12 protein-coding genes are annotated in these 18,523 nt (G+C 52.4%); all 12 read right to left on the reverse strand.

From position 1 onward, the window contains the following. Nucleotides 1-65 precede the first annotated feature (65 nt). Complete coding sequence (locus KO503_RS16895) at nucleotides 66-272, reverse strand: formate dehydrogenase subunit delta (protein WP_215992729.1); 207 nt, start codon at nucleotides 270-272, stop codon at nucleotides 66-68. Continuing rightward, a complete protein-coding gene (fdhD, locus tag KO503_RS16900) occupies nucleotides 262-1,083 on the reverse strand; it encodes a formate dehydrogenase accessory sulfurtransferase FdhD (protein ID WP_215992730.1) in 822 nt (273 codons plus the stop codon). Before fdhD ends, KO503_RS16895 begins: the two co-directional genes overlap by 11 nt. Nucleotides 1,084-1,087: 4 nt before the next feature. Further along, complete coding sequence (gene fdhF, locus KO503_RS16905) at nucleotides 1,088-3,982, reverse strand: formate dehydrogenase subunit alpha (RefSeq protein ID WP_215992731.1); 2,895 nt, start codon at nucleotides 3,980-3,982, stop codon at nucleotides 1,088-1,090. After that, complete coding sequence (locus tag KO503_RS16910; RefSeq protein WP_215992732.1) at nucleotides 3,979-5,499, reverse strand: formate dehydrogenase beta subunit; 1,521 nt, start codon at nucleotides 5,497-5,499, stop codon at nucleotides 3,979-3,981. Before KO503_RS16910 ends, fdhF begins: the two co-directional genes overlap by 4 nt. Next, on the reverse strand, nucleotides 5,496-5,972 hold the full coding sequence (locus KO503_RS16915) for a formate dehydrogenase subunit gamma (RefSeq protein WP_215992733.1): 477 nt from the start codon (nucleotides 5,970-5,972) through the stop codon (nucleotides 5,496-5,498). Before KO503_RS16915 ends, KO503_RS16910 begins: the two co-directional genes overlap by 4 nt. An 87-nt stretch (nucleotides 5,973-6,059) precedes the next feature. Further along, a complete protein-coding gene (locus KO503_RS16920) occupies nucleotides 6,060-6,947 on the reverse strand; it encodes a LysR family transcriptional regulator (protein ID WP_215992734.1) in 888 nt (295 codons plus the stop codon). Nucleotides 6,948-7,044: 97 nt separating this feature from the next. Next, nucleotides 7,045-8,766: an OFA family MFS transporter gene (locus KO503_RS16925; protein WP_215992735.1), complete on the reverse strand. Its 1,722-nt coding sequence runs from the start codon at nucleotides 8,764-8,766 to the stop codon at nucleotides 7,045-7,047. Between the two features lie 255 nt (nucleotides 8,767-9,021). Further along, nucleotides 9,022-10,968 (reverse strand): sensor histidine kinase, encoded by a 1,947-nt coding sequence (locus tag KO503_RS16930; RefSeq protein WP_215992736.1) that lies wholly within the window; start codon nucleotides 10,966-10,968, stop codon nucleotides 9,022-9,024. Nucleotides 10,969-10,971: 3 nt separating this feature from the next. Further along, nucleotides 10,972-12,321, reverse strand: coding sequence for a sigma-54-dependent transcriptional regulator (locus KO503_RS16935; RefSeq protein ID WP_215992737.1), 1,350 nt, complete (start codon nucleotides 12,319-12,321; stop codon nucleotides 10,972-10,974). A 535-nt stretch (nucleotides 12,322-12,856) separates the two neighbouring features. Next, entirely contained in the window at nucleotides 12,857-15,661 is a 2,805-nt protein-coding gene (locus tag KO503_RS16940) for an AMP-binding protein (protein ID WP_215992738.1), read from the reverse strand. Further along, complete coding sequence (locus KO503_RS16945; protein WP_215992739.1) at nucleotides 15,658-16,881, reverse strand: cytochrome P450; 1,224 nt, start codon at nucleotides 16,879-16,881, stop codon at nucleotides 15,658-15,660. Before KO503_RS16945 ends, KO503_RS16940 begins: the two co-directional genes overlap by 4 nt. After that, nucleotides 16,882-18,036: an amidohydrolase family protein gene (locus KO503_RS16950; protein ID WP_215992740.1), complete on the reverse strand. Its 1,155-nt coding sequence runs from the start codon at nucleotides 18,034-18,036 to the stop codon at nucleotides 16,882-16,884. Nucleotides 18,037-18,523 lie beyond the last annotated feature (487 nt).

Raw genomic sequence — 18,523 nt, forward strand, 5'->3', positions numbered from 1 at the left:
AGGGACAGTCCCTCATCGCGATAGGGCCAGATGGCGTCCTCATGGTCTAGGATCGACGAACCAAGCTATGCCATCATTTGTGCCGCTTTGATCACTTCTGCGTCTAAGCCAGAGCCACCTTCTGCAACATAGTCACACAATTGTTGACGCATGCGCGGTTCCCAAAAATCAATGATATGTTCGAGTGTTTTCGCTGCGGGATCAATACCAGGTTGCGTTCTGAAGAACTCGGCGATTTGGTTGCCCATTCTGATCATTTTATCAGGTGCCATCGGGGGTATCCTCTACGATACGGTTGGGGTGTGAATATATGTCGAAACCGCCTTGGCGCGCGAATGCCGCAAGGGTTATTCGTACGTTTTGCGCCACGCGGACAGCTTGTGCTGTAGGTGCAGAAACCGCAATCAGGGTAGGGACGCCAGCAAGGGCGCATTTTTGCACCAGATCAACCGACAGGCGAGAGGTCATCACGACCGCGCCAGATGTGGGGTCGATGCCAGAGCGCAGTAACGCCCCCAGAAGTTTGTCGAGCGCATTGTGCCTGCCCACGTCTTCGCGTGCCAAAACGATGCCTTGAGCGGGAACAAGGAACCCCGCGGCATGGGTGGCATGCGTTTGGTCATGCAAGCTTTGATGTGATCGCAGGTCATCGGTGGCGCAGGCCACTTCGGCGCTGGTGATGCGAAAATCATCTTGGTTAAGTTGTGGCAATGCGCGCATCGCCTGTTCGATGCTGTCAATGCCACACAGGCCACATCCCACAGGGCCTGCCATGCTGCGCCGTCTGGCGGCAAGCATCTCTGCGCGGTCTTCTGCCAACCACATCTGGACTTCTATACCTTGGTTGTGTGGCACAACTTCGATGTTTTCGATCTGGCCTATATCGGTGATCGCCCCCTCAGTCAGCGAAAAACCATAAGCGAAGTCTTCAATATCGCAGGGCGTTGCCATCATTACAGCTTGAGTGGAGCCATTGAAAACGATGGCGACTGGCGTTTCTTCGGGCAAGGTCCGATGAATTTCCAGCGCGCCGTCCTTTTGGTGTGACCAGCCCGAAGTGCTGACTGTCGGAGCAATCCGCATTGGCCTATTCCGCTGCGGTGACAATGCGGCGTGCTTTTGTCGCTTGTGCTGCATAGTCTTCTTGCCAGTCAGTCGGCCCGTTTGAGGGGCTGATCTGCACCGCTGTCACCTTATACTCAGGGCAATTGGTTGCCCAATCCGAGTAATCGGTAGTGATGACATTAGCCTGCGTATCAGGGTGGTGGAACGTAGTATACACCACACCGGGGCTGACACGATCCGTCACAGTTGCGCGCAATGTCGTTTCGCCTGAACGCGAAGCAAGGCGGACCCAATCCCCGTCATTCAACCCACGATTTTCGGCATCATGCGGATGGATTTCAAGCAGATCTTCCTCATGCCAGACCACGTTATCGGTGCGGCGTGTTTGCGCTCCGACATTGTATTGCGACAAGATGCGGCCTGTGGTCAGCAAAAGCGGAAAGCGTGGGCCGGTTTTCTCATCGGTGGCCACATATTCTGTGACGATGAAACGCCCTTTGCCGCGCACAAACCCGTCAACATGCATAAGCGGCGTGCCTTCGGGGTGGGCTTCGTTACAGGGCCACTGCACGCTGCCTTTTTCTTCCAAAAGCGCATAATCAACCCCCGCAAAACTGGGCGTTGTTGCCGAGATTTCTTCCATGATTTCAGCAGGATGTGTGTAGGTCCAGCCCGCGCCCATGGCATTGGCCAAAAGCTGAGTTACTTCCCAATCCGCATAGCCATTGCGCGGCGCCATGACTTTGCGCACGCGGTTGATACGGCGTTCGGCGTTGGTAAATGTGCCGTCTTTTTCCAAGAACGTCGAACCGGGCAAAAAGACATGCGCGTAATTTGCTGTTTCATTGAGGAACAGGTCATGCACAATCACGCATTCCATTGCGGCCAAACCAGCGGCGACATGTTTTGTGTCTGGGTCAGATTGCAAGATGTCTTCGCCTTGGCAATACAATCCCTTAAACGTTCCGTGAACGGCCGCATCCAGCATATTGGGAATGCGCAGGCCTGGTTCTGGGTCGATGTCGACGCCCCAAGCTTCTTTAAACAGGTCGCGCACCTCGGGGTCTTTGACATGGCGATACCCCGGCAACTCGTGTGGGAATGATCCCATATCACAAGAACCTTGCACGTTGTTTTGGCCCCGCAATGGGTTTACGCCGACGCCTTTACGGCCAATGTTACCTGTGAGCATAGCAAGGTTGGCAATTGCCATGACTGTTGTCGAGCCTTGCGAATGTTCTGTGACGCCAAGCCCGTAATAAATCGCACCATTGCCACCTGTCGCAAACGTGCGCGCAGCGGCGCGCAGCTCGGATGCGGGCACGCCTGTCAGCATTTCGTTCGCTTCGGGACTGTGGCGTGGATCGCTGACAAATTCAGCATAGGTTTGGAATTCATCCCAATCACAGCGCTCACGGATAAACGCCTCATCCATCAAGCCTTCGGTGACGATCACATGGGCGAGCGCCGTGACGACAGCCACGTTAGTCCCGGGGCGTAATGGTAGGTGGTGGGCGGCTTTGATATGCGCGGATTTCACCAGATCGATCCTGCGCGGATCAATGACAATCAGCTTTGCCCCAGCTCGCAAGCGTTTTTTCAAGCGGCTGGCAAAAACAGGGTGCCCGTCGGTGGGGTTGGCGCCGATGACGACAACCACGTCAGTGTGCTCTACAGAATCGAAATCCTGCGTGCCCGCAGAGGTGCCAAAGGTTTGACCAAGCCCGTAGCCCGTGGGCGAATGGCAGACACGCGCACAGGTATCGGTGTTGTTATTGCCAAACACAGCACGCGTGAGCTTTTGCACCAAAAAGGTTTCTTCATTTGTGCAACGGCTTGACGTGATAACGCCGATGGATTTCTTGCCGTAAGTGTCTTGAAGGCCGCGCATCCGCTTGGCAGCGAAGCTTAGCGCCTCGTCCCATGAGACCTCGCGCCATGGATCTTCGATGTTGTCGCGGATCATCGGGTTTAGAATGCGGTCTTTGTGGCTGGCATAGCCGTATGCAAAACGGCCCTTGACGCAAGAATGGCCGCGGTTTGCCTTGCCGTGTTTGTAAGGGACCATGCGCACCAATTGATCGCCCTGCATCTCCGCCTTAAACGAACAGCCAACGCCGCAATAGGCGCAGGTCGTTACAACGGATTTTTCGGGCGTGCCCATCTCAATAATGGATTTTTCTTGCAGCGTTGCCGTTGGGCACGCCTGAACGCAGGCCCCGCAAGACACACAATCAGATGTCAGAAAGTTATCGTCCGCCGCGCCCGCAGAAACGCGGCTGTCAAACCCACGTCCTGATATTGTCAGCGCGAAGGTGCCTTGGACCTCTTCACAGGCGCGCACACAGCGGTTGCAGACGATACATTTCGACGGATCATAGGTGAAATAGGGGTTGCTATCGTCCTTGGCGATCCATTCAGGATTGGCTTCGCCAGAGGTGTTGCGCGTGGCAAAATGGTTCGCCAAGACTGTGTTCTCTGGGGCTTTGAAGCGCACATCTCGCAGGCCGACTGCGCCAGCCATATCTTGCAATTCGCAATCGCCATTGGCCGAACACGTCAGACAATCCAGCGGGTGATCCGAGATATACAGCTCCATCACGCCTTTGCGGATTTTGCGGACTTTTTCGGACTGGGTGTTGACGACCATGCCTTCGGCAACGGGTGTGGTGCAAGAGGCTGGAACACCGCGTCGTCCTTCGATTTCAACGGCGCATAGGCGGCACGATCCAAAGGCTTCAAGATTGTCAGAGGCGCAGAGTTTAGGCACTTTGATGCCCGCCTCTGCTGCCGCACGCATGACGCTGGTGCCTTCGGGCACAGTCACGTCAAAGCCGTCGATAATCAGCGAGACTGGCGCGCCTTCTTTGGCGGGGGTGCCCATGTCTGTATCGTCGGGAATGATGAAATCTTTCATTCGGCAGCCTCCTTGGCATTAGAAAACTCGTCAGGGAAATGAGTCACGGCAGACATGACAGGCAAGGGGGTGAAGCCGCCTAGCGCGCATAAGGAACCGTCCTTCATGGTTTCACATAGATCCGCCAGCAGTGGCAAAGCGTCCATATCGCCTTGGGCAATTCGGTCAATGGTTTCGACGCCGCGCACAGCGCCGATACGACACGGCGTGCATTTCCCGCAGCTTTCAACAGCACAAAACTCCATCGCAAATCGCGCCATGCCCAGCATATTAGCTGTGTCGTCAAACACGACCATACCCGCGTGACCAAGCAAACCACCTTGGCTGTCGAGTTCCTCATACCCGAGTTTCGCATCGAATTTTGACACGGGCAGATAGCTTCCCAAAGGTCCGCCAATTTGCACCGCTTTCACAGGACGCCCTGATAGGGTGCCGCCGCCCAGATCATTCACAACCTCATCAAGGCCAATGCCAAAGGCGGTTTCAAACAGGCCACCGCGCGCCACGTTGCCCGCGATCTGTAAGGTTACAGTGCCGCGCGAACGCCCCAAACCGAAGTCTGCATAATACTGCGCACCCTTTTCAAAAATAACAGGGACGGTGGCCAGACTGATCACGTTGTTCACAACTGTGGGTCGGCCTAGAAACCCCTCTAAGGCGGGCAGGGGGGGCTTTGCACGCACAACACCGCGTTTGCCTTCGAGTGAATTGAGCAACGACGTTTCTTCGCCGCAGACATAGGCGCCAGCACCCATGCGGATTTCCATATCAAAGGCGCGACCAGAGCCAAGCACATCTGCTCCAAGCACGCCAGCCTTGTGGGCGATGTCCACGGCTTTGCGCATCACGTTGATAGCATCTGGATATTCGGACCGCAGATACACGTAGCCTTTGGTCGCGCCAACACCAAGCCCCGCGATGGTCATGCCTTCGATTAAGGTAAAGGGGTCGCCTTCCATGATCATGCGGTCGGCAAAGGTGCCACTATCGCCTTCGTCGGCGTTGCAAACGATGTATTTTTGTGGCTCTTCGGCATCATGGACAGTCTGCCATTTGATCCCCGTGGGAAACCCCGCACCGCCACGTCCACGCAGACCTGAGGCCTTGACCTCATCGGTGATCTCTTGGCCTGTCATGGATACTGCGCGTTTCAATCCGGCCAGCCCACCGTGGGCTTTATAGTCATCCAGCGACAGCGGGTCTATCACTCCGACACGCGCAAAAGTCAGCCGCGTCTGACGTTTCATCCAATCGAGCGCCTCGACAGGGCCGAGTGCCTTGTCGCTATTGCCGTCCAAAATGGCTGCGGCATCTTCGGGCGTGGCAGGGCCAAAACCGTGACGCAGGCCGTCAATTTCGACTTCGACCAAAGGTTCGAGCCAAATCATGCCGCGCGTTCCCGTGCGTGTGATCTCGACCTCAATACCTTTATCTTTGGCGGCCGCAAGCAAGGCTTGTACGACCTCGTCTGCGCCAACGGCTTTGGCGGCGCTGTCCATAGGTACAGTTATTTTCATGCGCTTGCCTCTGAAATGATGGTGTCCATGCGCGTTGCGTCAACGCGGCCAATCACCTTGTCACCAATCATGACCGCAGGCGCACAGGCGCATAGCCCGAGGCAATAGACGGGTTCGACTGTGACAGCACCATCCGCAGTGGTGCCGTGCCAATCCAGTCCGAGTTTGGCCAGCGTGTTTTCCGCCAAAGCTGTGCCGCCCACCGATTGGCACGCTTCTGCGCGGCAGATTTTCAGGACATGGCGTCCCTTGGGGGCGTTATGAAAATCATGGTAAAAACTGATCACACCATGCAATTCGGCGCGTGAGATGTTCAGCGCCTCTGCAATCGGGGCATGTGCCTGAGACGGCAAAAAGCCAAACGCGTCTTGCAAGGCGTGCAGGATAGGCAGCAATGGCCCCTCTAAGTCTATGTGGCTGCTGATGATGCGGTCGATTTCGACGCTATCAATCGTGGCTTCGGGCGATGGCATACTGACTCCTCCAATTCTTAATTCTTTGAAACATTTAGAGCTTTGCAGATCAATAATGCTATTCCGTGGGGTGATTGGATATTTCGATCAATCGGTTTTTGTCAGGTTTTTGGCTTCGTTCAGCAGGGCCGCAAGAACCGGTGTCCGTGGCTCTCTGTGTGGTAAAACCAATCCAACTGAATGTTTCGGTACAGTGCCTTCAAGGTGAACAAGCGCTAGGTTTTTGCCGATAGATAGAAATTCGGCGATATCCTTTGGTAAGATGGTCACGCACTGCCCTGACGCTACATTTGCCACCAAGGCGATCGTTGAATTGGATTCAATGCATGTACGCTGGGTGGCATCGTTCTGGGCGAAAAGCTGGTCGATGATCCGCCGGTTTTGCATGTCGGGCGTTAATAAGGCCAAAGGAGCATCGCTCAGGTCTGACCATTTCACAGACGCGTTTTGGGCAAAGGGCGAGGATCGTGCACAAACAACAGTATAGCTTTCTTCGTACAGCGGGGCCGTATCGACCTTGCCCAAGGGTTCATTATCTAGATACGAGATGCCTGCGTCGATTTCAAAATCATCCAACATTTGAAGAATTTCGCGTGATGTGCGGGATAAAAGCGTGAACCTGACATTGGGGTGTTTGGCAGAAAACGCAGAACACAATCGCGCTGCCCATGTTTGCGCTGTCGGGATCACCGCAATGCGCACCTCGCCAGATAGACCTTTGTTGCCCATACGCATTTCATCGCGCAGTTGTTTTGTATCTCTCAAGATCCGTTTGGCCCATGTCAGGGCAGACTGCCCCTCGGGTGTCAGCCCGCCGTAGCGCGAGCCACGATGCACCAGTTGCACGCCAAGGTGTTCTTCAAGTTGTTTGATGCCGCCAGACAGGGTGGGTTGTGCAATATTCAAGCTCTCGGCGGCGCGACTAAAGTGGCCCTCGCGCGCCAGTGCGACGAACATTTCGAGCTTGTCTAACATGATTGGGGTTTCCTATGGTTTTTTGAACCTTCAGACAGAGGCTCCGAATGAGAGATATAAAGCGGGGGCACAAAGCATCGCCCCCGCTTGGCGTTCTCTATTCCCCAGGGACGGCCTGCAATTCCGGCTCGTCATGATGGTGATGTTCTTTCACCGGCCGCATCCACAGGTTTGCAAAGAATGCCACGACCAAAAGCGCCGCCATGCAGTACATAGTTGTATTGTATAGCGATGGCGTGGGGTCAATGGTACCGTTGGGTGCGATTTCCATCAATCTGGCAATCGTCACAGTTTTGGCTGCGACCAACTGATCAAGCTGCGTCAGTGGCGCACCAAATTTCTCGGCAAAGGCTGCCGGATCAACTTTGTCCGAAAGCTCTGTAATCGCGGCTGTCACTGACATCTGCCGCAGTGATGTGATCACCAATGGTCCCAACACACCCGCAAGCGACCATGCCGTCAGCAAACGGCCATGAATGCCACCCACATGCATCGTGCCGAACATATCCGCGAGATAGGCTGGAATGGAGGCAAAGCCGCCGCCATACATCGAGAAAATGATCATCGTCGCCACGTAGAACCCAACCAGATAAATTACGGAAGGCGTGGTCGCGACAGCAGAGGCAAAGAAGGGGATCGATAGGTACAACAGCGTGCCCAGAACGAAGAAGCACATGTAGGTCGCTTTGCGTCCGATATAGTCCGAAGTCGAGGCCCAAAAGAAACGGCCAACCATGTTAAAGACCGAGATCATCAAGACATAGGTGGATGCAAAGGCGGCAGTCGCGACGAGTGGCATGACCGAGCCAAAAATCTCAGACATCATGGTTTTGGCAACGCCGATAACACCGATGCCAGCGGTCACATTCAGGCAAAGCATTAACCAAAGCTGCCAGAATTGCGGTGTCTTGAGGGCTTGATCAATATGCACGCTATTTTGCGAGACCATTTTAGAGGTCACGGTTTTGGGTTCCCATCCCTCAGGCTTCCAGTCTGGTGCGGGCACGCGATATTGGAAGGCCGCAAGAATCATCACGATGAAATAGACAATGCCGAGTGTCAGAAACGTTTGTGATGCGCCAGTCTCGCCTGTGCCGATAACGTAGATGCCAGCCTGTCCGCCAAAGTCTGCGGCCTGAGCTGCTGAAGCGATCACAACTTCGACCTGACCCGCTGTTGTTTCGGCAAAAATCCGCCCCTTGTCGACGACGGTTGTCACTGCATCTTGCGCCCCGAGAAACTCAGGTGCCTTTGCATAGAGCCCAAGCAACCAGCCCTTGATCGGGGCTGCAATCATCGCGCCGCCGCCAAAGCCCATGATCGCCATGCCTGTCGCCATACCGCGTCGATCAGGGAACCAACGCAAAAGCGTGGATACAGGTGATACATATCCAAGGCCGAGACCGCAGCCGCCCAAGACGCCGTATCCCAGATAGACCAACCAAAGCTGATGGGTTGAGATTCCTACCGAGCCGAGGATAAAGCCGCCACCCCATAGGAATGCGGCGACGACACCAACCATACGGGGGCCGACCTCTTCGAGCCATTTACCAGCAAAGGCCGCTGAAAGGCCTAAAAATACGATGGCCACGGAAAAGATCCAGACGACCGAACTGAGGCTCCAATCATCTGCACCAGCCGAGACAACACCCAATTCGCGTGTTAACGCCAGATTAAATACGGACCATGCATATACCGATCCGATACACAGATGGATGGCGATGGATGCTGGCGGGACACGCCAACGATTATAGCCGGGTTCGGCGACGATGTGACTTTTGTGCAAAAAAGCTAGCGGACCGCTTGCTGCATTTTTCATGGATTTCCCTCCCTAGATCGCACTGACAGCAAACTCCTCCTAAGTTTACGCAGCGGCATACATTGGCATGCAGAGTAAAGAAAGACAGGTTGGGTGAAAGGCTGTCAACTTATTTGTAATATTTATCAATGACTTATGTGGATTTTATGTCTTTCTAAATGGGCTTGGTTGGGCCTTTGTGGGAGGTTCTGTCCTGTGCTTCGCCAGCGATGCGGTCCCTTTTGGGACATTTTGTCCAAATCGAGCGATTTGAAGTTATTTTTCAACGGGCAGGAAAACCTTGAAGGTGCTTCCTTTTCCGACAGTCGATTCGACGGCAATGTGCCCACCAACACGACTCACGAGCCGCTGACTAATGGACAGGCCTAAGCCGGTGCCTTGTGCCTGCTTGGTGGTATAGAACGGATCAAAGATGCGCGGGCGTACGTCAGGTGAAATCCCAGTTCCGGTGTCTGTCACCGAAAACATAAAACCGCCTTCACAGTCACAGGTTGCTACGCTTAAAAGACCACCGCCAGACATAGCATGCACCGCATTCAAAATCAGATTAACAACAACCTGCTGTAGCTCCGTGCGTGACATTCGCACCTTGGCGACGCTATCGGTCGACAAATTGCACGTTATCCCTGCGCTGGCGATTTGGTGCTGAGTCAGGACAATGCAATCCCGTACAACTTCGGAAGGCATAATCAGGTTTGCTGACCCCGAATATTCCTCTGGGCGAGCAAACTGCAGTAATTTGGAAACGATCACGCCGATGCGGTACACTTGATCGTCGATCAGGCGAAATTCCTCATCTACTTCATCCGCTTTGTCACCCAATGTGCTGCGTGCAAGGTCAAGGTTACCTTGAATAACAGCAACAGGGTTGTTGATTTCATGGGCAACAGAAGCCGTGATTTCGCCAACTGCGGCCAGTTTTTCCGACATAATCAGCCGCTCTGTGGTGCGTTCCAGCCGATGATTGGCTTTGCGCAGATCGCGGGTGCGGTCTTCGACCTTGGTCTCTAAGCTCTTAGCCCAGTCACGCAATTCGCGATCACGTTCTTGCAGTTGGTCCAAAAGGTCATCTAAATGGCCAGCGACTTGCGCGATTTCGCCGCCCTTATTTGGCGGATTGTTGCGCGCTGTCATATCCCCCGCTTCAACACGTGCGATGGTTTTGGTCATGCCCTCCAAAGGACGGAAAATATGAGAAGCCCATCGCAGGAAAAGCGGAACTGACAGAAAGGTGATCAGGATAAAAGCACTTACAAGCGTTACAATAGAAGCCGTTTTGGCTTGGCGAAAAGGTGTTTCAAGAAACCCGACATAGAGCATACCAACACGGTTTCCAAAGCTATCAACAATCGGTTCGTATGCGGAAATGTACCAATCATCGACGACGAACGCGCGGTCCAGCCAAGTTTGGCCGTTGCTCAAGACAAGTGTGCGCACCTCTGCCGAAACCCTTGTGCCAAGGGCGCGCTGGTTTTCAAACAGACGTACATTGGTGGAAATACGCACATCATCAAGAAATAGAGTGGCGGTGCCTTGGCTGCCCTCTGGCAGGCTTTGTTCGCGGTACACAAGCGCGTTAATCGTGTCGATGAATTCAAGGTTGCGATTCAATAACACGCCGCCGACAAGTGCGGCCCGTGTTCCGTCCGGTCGTTCCAGTGGTGCCGCCGAATGAATGATCATGCCTCGGGTTTCTTTGGTCCGATCTGTCGGTGCGGCGGCGCGGGTTGGCATCAGCGGTATTTCTGCCTGCGTGGCAAGTCCGGGTGACAGCGCATCCAGTGCGCTGCTTTCCAAAATATCAACCGCGCTATGCCAGTGCCCATCTAATGCGGCGGCGATCACGGGCTGGCGTCTTTCCGCAGGCGTATCCGGCGCGATGCGTAGAAAATCAAGGCCAAGCCGCAGCCGTTCCTGTTCTAAAAATGCGATTTGATTGTCTGAATTCAGGCTGTCATTTAGGTCGACCGACCGCGCGATGGCATCGATGCGCTCGCCCGACATTTCAAGCAGCCTTGCCAGATACTGATCCGCGATAATCAGATCACCGTTCACTTTGTTCACAAGCAGGTCGTCAACTTTGCCTTCCAATCGCCACAGCGTGCCGCCCAAAAGCAAAGGCAACAATACGAGCATCGGCAAAAGCGCAATAACCAGCAGTCGCACGCGAACAGAACGCAAGAAATTAGAACCAGATGGCATTGTTTACAGCCCCCAAGCCGTGCACTTGCGATCAATGGTCTTGCGGGAAATGCCAAGCTGTCGCGCGGCCTCTGACCTGTTTCCATTCAGTGCATCAAGGGCACCTAAAATCGCGCGTCTTTCTGTCTCTTCCAGTGATGTGATCTTGCATTCTAGCGCGGTGGTTTCCAAGCTTTCTATGGGGTATCTCCCGAAAATCAATGCTCTTTCCACAAAGTTGTGCAACTCGCGGATATTGCCAGGCCATTCGTAACGCAGCATGGCTGAACGGACGGTAGAGGACATTTCCAATTGCGGTAAATTCAGTGCTGCAGAGATTTCATTTTGAAACAGATCCGCCAAGTCCAATAGATCTGTACCGCGCTCTTTTAAGGGTGGCATCGGGATTTCGACAACATTCATGCGAAACAAAAGGTCCTCGCGAAACACTCCGTCCGCCACCGCTTGCGACAGCGGTTTGGTTGTGGAGATCACAAAGCGCAGGTTCAGCTGCACATCACGCGAGGTTCCGATTGGCCTAATGATTCCGTTCTCCAATACACGCAGCAGCGCGGTCTGGGCGTTTGCGCTCAGCTCGCTCACATCATCAAGGAAAACTGTCCCACCAGAGGCTGAGGCCAGCAGTCCCTCACGCTCTGTTTGCGCTCCCGGAAAGGCCCCTGCTGCATGGCCAAACAGCTCATATTCGATCATATCAGACGGAATTGCGCCGCATTGAATCGACAAAAAAGGCGCATTGGTGCGGCCTGAATGATTGTGGATGTGGCGGGCGGCGACTTCTTTGCCTGAACCGCATGCGCCTGTAATCAGGATGGGTGTCGACAACGGTGCGACACGTTCCAACGTTTTACGAACATCGGAAATAATCGCTGACTTCCCGATTAATTCTCTGCGGCGATTTCCAGCAGAAGCCGTTTCAAGTTCGCGTTTTAGTAGGAAGTTTTCGCGCTTAAGCTTGGCAAAATCCAGACTGCGACGCAGAGCATTCATGATTTGGTTCGATCGGAACGGCTTTACGAGAAAATCTGATACACCCGCTCTCATCGCATCAATTGCGGTCTGAAGATCGGCGTAGGCGGTGATCATGATGATATCAGTGATGCCACCTTTGTCTCGCTGGGTGTGTAGCCACTCAAGCCCTTTTTGTCCCGGCATGATGTTATCGAGCACCATCACATCATATTGCTTTAGGGATAACAGTTTTTCCGCGGTTTGTGCGTCGGGTGCCTCATCAACCTGTGCGCAAATGGGTCTAAGCGTTTTGACAAGAAAGTGCCGCATGCCCGGCTCGTCATCTACGATCAGAATGCGGGCGGACTTTAGTTGCTCATTATCTTTAACCTCAATTTGCATATGGTGCCTCCCAACACTGTCATCGCTATTTACTATGTCTTAAATGTTGCCAGAAACAACTGCCTCTTTGTGCTGCCATGGGGCGTAGTCCAATTGAAAAAAGCGGTCTCGTTGGTCAGCGTCTCATTTGCTGTCGTGCCCGCCTTTGAGAAATGACTGCCGTAAGAGGGAGGGGCGATGCTATCTTGTGTCCGAAATTGCGCTTTCCACACCTTATTTTGCACCGAAAGTTCTTTTGTGCGCGCTAAAGCCGCGGTTATGTCTTGATGATGGTGTTGGGCATTTTTTTCGCCAATGGGTTACGTCTGACGGAGGACTTGCAGGCTATGCGTCGTAAAGTCCAGCCACCTGCGCCAGTGCCGCGATGTGACCTATGATATCGCAATATTGGTCTAACCTTTGGTCGCGTATGTCTCTTATCGTTTAATCCTTACTTCGTTTACTCTTGTAAAATCGAGTTCTTGCAACCCTTGTGGTCGACCCAAAATAGCAAGGCTCTTTATCTTAAATCGAGCAAGCGTATGTGTCTTGCGGGTTAATTGGATTTTGTAAGTATGATTTTCCAAAATTGGTTTTGTGCGACTGGGGTGGAAGGCGCGATCCCATGACTGACCATTCTACCAACGCAGATAAACGGTAAAATTTTGTTGGGAAGCCGCAGCGTACCTTCAATAACACAGCTATCACCGGGAGCGACATCTACGTCAAGTTTGCTGAAGCCCGCGATGGCATCGCGAATGCATCCGTCCAAGTTGAAAAGTGCTATTTCGACGCACAGTCCGCTGAGGTCATAGCGATCCCATATTTTATCCGACGTGTTTTGCACGCGGACCTTGAAGGGAACGCGCGTGCCGGCAATGGGAAACCGAGGCAACTCTACCGATTGAAACTTGGCTTTGACCCCTCGTGCCCTATCTTCAAACCCCCAAGTGCCCGATGATAAATCAGGGCGTGTAAGACAGGCCTCAGTACTATCCAAATGTTGGCAAATGCGTTTGCTTTGAGCCCGAAACTTATCGATATCCCATGTGTGCGATGTTTCGATGTGATGAATTTCACACCCCATAGGATGCAAAGCATTCCGAGGAGACTCAATATCGCGAAGTGTGGCTCTTGCAGAGTGACGTTGACTTTGGCTCATGCCGTGGACCACAGGAAAGCGCAGGGGTTCAGTCGGCCAAAAGTCTAAACTTATAAACAGTTTGATGTCACGTCCCGCGAGTTGTAGCGCCCGTGCGACGTGCTGCATGACCTGAGCTCCACCACAAAAGCCACCCAAAGCGATTGGACCTTGGGGTTGAATCAATTGGATTTCGTTAACCAATTGAGAGGCGAGTGCGTGAAAATCGTTTTCTGACCTTTTTTTGCGGGTGAAGCGTGATTTACCAGTCATGCGAAATAACGAGCGCACAACGTATAACGGCCGTTTGGCACCGAAAGACTCGCGCACGTGGTCGAGTTCATCGGAACTTTGGCAACTCCAAAAGAGGTTTGTACCGTTCTGAACTGTTCCTATCCCTCGGAACAACCCATCCTTAAGCACGATTTGCCCTGGCCATCCTGACATCTGTTCTGCAACGAACTTCACAGCACGTGGACGTGTGACGGCGGTTCCAGCATTGGGGTTAGAAACGGCCAGACACAAAGCACCAAAAGTTGGTGTCTCGAACAATTGGTTCGGCGTAATGTCGCGGCCCAAAATTTTGGATAGCTCAAGCAAAAAAGTAATCGCAGAAAGGCTGTCCCCGCCCATATTGAAAAAGTCATCCTCGGAATTGGGCATACGCGAATTTAGGTGCTGGGCCCAAAGAGCCGCAAGTTTACGGTCTTGAGGGGATTGGCTTTCTGACCCTTCATCCGTACGAACACTCTCGTTTTGAGCCTCGCGTGCGATCCTTAGGCGGTCAACTTTCGCATTTGGCAGTCGCGGCAGTTCTTTCACTTGCAGAATCTTGCGTGGCAGTTTGAAGTCTGCCAGCTCGGATGCGAGCAATGTTTGCAGATCTGAAAGCTCGATAGGGTGTCGGACGGCAACCGTTAAACCGCTGACCTCACCAAGTGAAGGGTGGGTAAGCGCGTAAGCTGCGGCTTCTGTGACATTTGGGTGAGTTAGGGCAGCAGTTTCGATTTCAAGCGGAGCGACCTTCTCGCCACCGATGTTGATCATTTCCTTCAGGCGGCCGTTGATGGATAGGAAGCCATCGTCATCAAAGACCCCCATGTCGCCAGTGCGAAACCAAGTGTCAAAAAACACTTCTGAACGGGGTACGCCTTCATAGCCCTCAAACACAGTCGGGCCCGAAATACAAATCTCTCCACTGCGCCCATAGGACACTTCACTGCCGGTGGCGTCTAGAAGCTTCACTGGCGTTGAAAACAGCCGTCCTACAGTGCCTTGGCGACGATCCTGTGCAGATCGACCGTTTGTCGCGATTTGGCCCGCAGCTTCTGTCATCCCATACATTTCGATGATTGGACATCCAAGCAATTCTTCGGCCCGCGTTTTAAGGCTTGGAGGAACAGGGGCGGAAATGTTGCGCACAAAACGCAGCGATGTGCCGATATCGCGCAGCATGTCAGGCGGAAGTGTTTCTATCAGGTGCAACAAAATTGTTGGCACCAGTTGCACCCATGTCGGACGGATGTCGCAGATCGTTTTGTGAAGCCCTGCTGCGGTACGATCGGTTGTTAGAAAGACCGATCCTTTCTTTTCAAAGGGCGCAAGCAAGACATCCACGACAGCGCCTATATGAAAAGTCGGCAGGGTATTCAGTGCAATGTCATCAGCTTGTAATTCGTGAAATGTTGCGATCTGTTTGGCCGAGTGCATCATGGAAGACACGCGGATCGGCACGCGTTTTGGGGCGCCTGTCGTACCAGATGTATGCAGAATCAAGCGGCCCGGCGCATTCGGCTGAAGGATAGATCTAGGCTTTAACGTTTCAGCTTCAGCTGAGGTCAATGCCGCGTTGAAGCATGGTTCCCATCGAAGAACGTCAAGGCCGATGCGTTGCAATTGTGGTGCGAAATGATCAAACTTATCCGATGCCAAAATCACTGAATCTGCTTGACCGTTTTTGGCAAGATTCAGAATTTCATGATCCGTAAGTTTTGGATTAATGGGCATGTAATCACAGATTTCTGGACAGGCCAGCATTGCAATTATCGATCCAACGGAGTCCTCTAGACACCCAAGAATACGCTTAGGAGGCCTTGCGAACCGTTCCACCAAGTCTGACTGAACCTGAGCTTTGACACGTGACAGTGCGTCAAAGCTAAGTGAAGCATCGGGGCCGGAAAGCGCAGTCTTTGCGCCGACAGGTAAGTCAAACACGGTCATTGTTTTACGCTTTCTTTCGATCCTTGCGCATTGGCCAGTTCAATTGTGGTGTCGCGCATCCATCGGTGTCCAAAAACGGGCTCAAAACGCAGGTTGGATGTATCTATACGTTTTGTATGTTTGGCGATTTCTTGGCAGCATGCGAGGATGACCGAGATGGCCAGCCCTTCACCAATGCATCGATGCCTGCCGAGGCCAAAGCTGAAATCTATCGCATCGGTACTGCGTGCATTCGCGCTGGCCAAAGATAAAAAGACAGGAGAACCCGCAGGGCATTTTACCCCTGCGAGATGCATGTCGTTCGTTGCAATGCGGGCAATTGTTTGGCCGGGTGTTGCGGAGTGGATGGCATCACGCACAAAGCTTTCGGTAATTTCTGTACGCTCATTTTCAGGGGCTTCAGCCCACTTCAAAAGAACCTCTCCAATCGCCGCTTCAACGTTTTCGACTCCGTCCGCGAGAACCAAAAGCGCATTGTCGCAGAACATGAGCTGCTTTTCGTCCTCGGTCAGCGAAAGACCTTCTAACAAGTCAGCAAACTGGTTCATCGTGGAAAACAAACTGGTTTTCTGATCTGATGCTTGAACAAGCTGAGCCCGCAAGGCTTCCCGCGAAGCAGCAAGGGCGTGATTGGTGCGCGCAAATTCTTCGGCATCATGGATCGGCGCGAAGAGCTTAAACATTGCTGCTGTGTAGCGCTTTAAATCGGCTTGTTCCAGTTCGACCCCAACAAAGTCACAAATGGTCTGGATCGCAAACCCGCGTGCTACGGTCTCAACCAATAATAAAGGTTCATCTCTGGGCAGATCAGAAACATATAGCTGCGCTGCTTGGGGGATCTTGGAACGAAAGTCTGTTAGATTAGCGAAAATCGCCTTGGAAAGCCATTTTCGCACGACTGTATGTCTTGGAGCATCCAAGAATGGCGGAATATTAGCCGCGACTTGAGCTGCCACATATTTAGAACTGTTATGTGGCGCCAGCGCAGAAAAGCGGGAGGGTTGGTTGGAATAGTTTTTTTGCGAAAATGCGGCCTTCAAATCCTGAGGATCTAACATCAACTGCCCACCATTTGTCAGCGGGCAAACGGACATCTGTGCCAGTTCAGTCGTCGCCAAACTTGCGAAATCTTCAATCATTTCTGGAGCAGTGAGATCTAGCGGTAAAATTGAGTTCTCAGCGTTTTTTCCTAATTTCCGGCGGACCCACTGTCCAAACATTTAGGCCTCCAAGTGATTTTTAATACGCTGGCGCTGCTCTTTGGTGAGCGCAACCCCACAGGCCAAGCTGGCCAGAATGTCGACGTCATAAAACCGTACCGCTGCTGACAAGACAAACACTTCATCCGTAAGATCTGTCGTGGTGGATGGCGACAACATGTCGGCGCAATTGTCACTGCCCAATCGAACATGAACCCCTGCTGCGCAAAGTTCGAGCACCCGTGCGATAGAATTGTGTGTAGGCGCATATACGCTGCGAATTTGTCGCATGCCAATAGCTGCGGACGGACAGCATATCACCCCAACATGTGCGGTTTTTAATCGTTCAACCAAACTTTCCCAGCGAGGTTCGTCATAGGCAGAAGGTGAGATCATATGAACAGCCCAAACGCGTGGTTCGCCCGAAGTTTTAGTAAGCGGATTATGCTGTTCCAAAACGTCCAGCAGCCTTTCGGTGGCATTTTCCAGCGCCAGATTTTTTTGATCGGTATGAACGTGTAAAAATGTGTCGTGGCGCGCGGCCAGATCGATCATACGCCTGCAATTTTCTTCATAACCAATATGGTTCGGATAGTCTGCTGTGTCATCGCGTTCGGGTAGGCAACCAATAAAATCAGCAATTTCAGCGGCCTGCTCCATTAATCTGAACGCTGACATTTTATCGCTTTCAAAACCCAATGGAGAATAAGCTCCGATCCGAAAATCTATTTGTCCTTTAAAAGACTGCGCGACCTTACGCGCAGTCTTGATGCCGCGCAGTCCAAGGCCATCATCACTGACGTCAATAACGCTGTCGGCGCGTTGTGTTTGACAACGGATCATCGATTTCATGGAATGTTGCAGCCGGCTTTTAAGGCCGTCTTCGGTGTAAAATTCGCTGTTATGGATCTCAGAAATTAGGCCATGTTTTTCAGGTAAAGTCAGATGCGCTTTGTTGGCCGCTTGATGCGTTTCTGGATTGAAATCATCAGTAAAAGCGCGATCTAAATGCAAATGCGCATTGTGATAGCCGCCTAATGCATCAACGCGTGCCGCAAGATCTTTATAAAATCGAGTGTCTCTCATCTGACCGTCTGTCCCTTTTTGCCTCACTGCATCATTTAAGGAGCAATTTTTTAAGAGGGGTGGCGTCTGTGACCCCACTATAATTGCCAAAATCACCTGATTTTTTAAAAAAATGTGTTAATTTTAACGCTCAGGTAAAGTCTTAAGCGTTCGGATACGGGCAAAATTTAACCGTTATGTGACGATGCCGCTTAAAATTGACGCCTGAAGGAGGCAATAAAAATTCAGGTCAGCGCTTTCGATCCCGCTTTTTATGCGGCGAGGTCTGCGTGTTGAAAATCGTTTTAGAAACCAATCCGAACTCCTAGTGTCGAAAGGCATTGCCTGAGGCGCTTTCGATAGAATGCTGTGTGAAACGTTTGCTTCAGCATGCTGAATTGTATTGAGAGCGGAAGCCAAGGCGTGCGGAGCCACCTGATAGCTGCAACATAGGCCGCATATTTTTTTGCGTGCGAATGATTTTTATAGATATTTTGATTATGCTTTCTGCACTTAAATAACTGAGCTGACCTTTGTCACGATTTTGACGACATCAATACATTGACATTTCCGACAAATTTAGTCAGGTTGGTGCGCG

This window comes from Pacificibacter marinus (assembly GCF_018860505.1).
GTDB classification, from domain to species: domain Bacteria; phylum Pseudomonadota; class Alphaproteobacteria; order Rhodobacterales; family Rhodobacteraceae; genus Celeribacter; species Celeribacter marinus_B.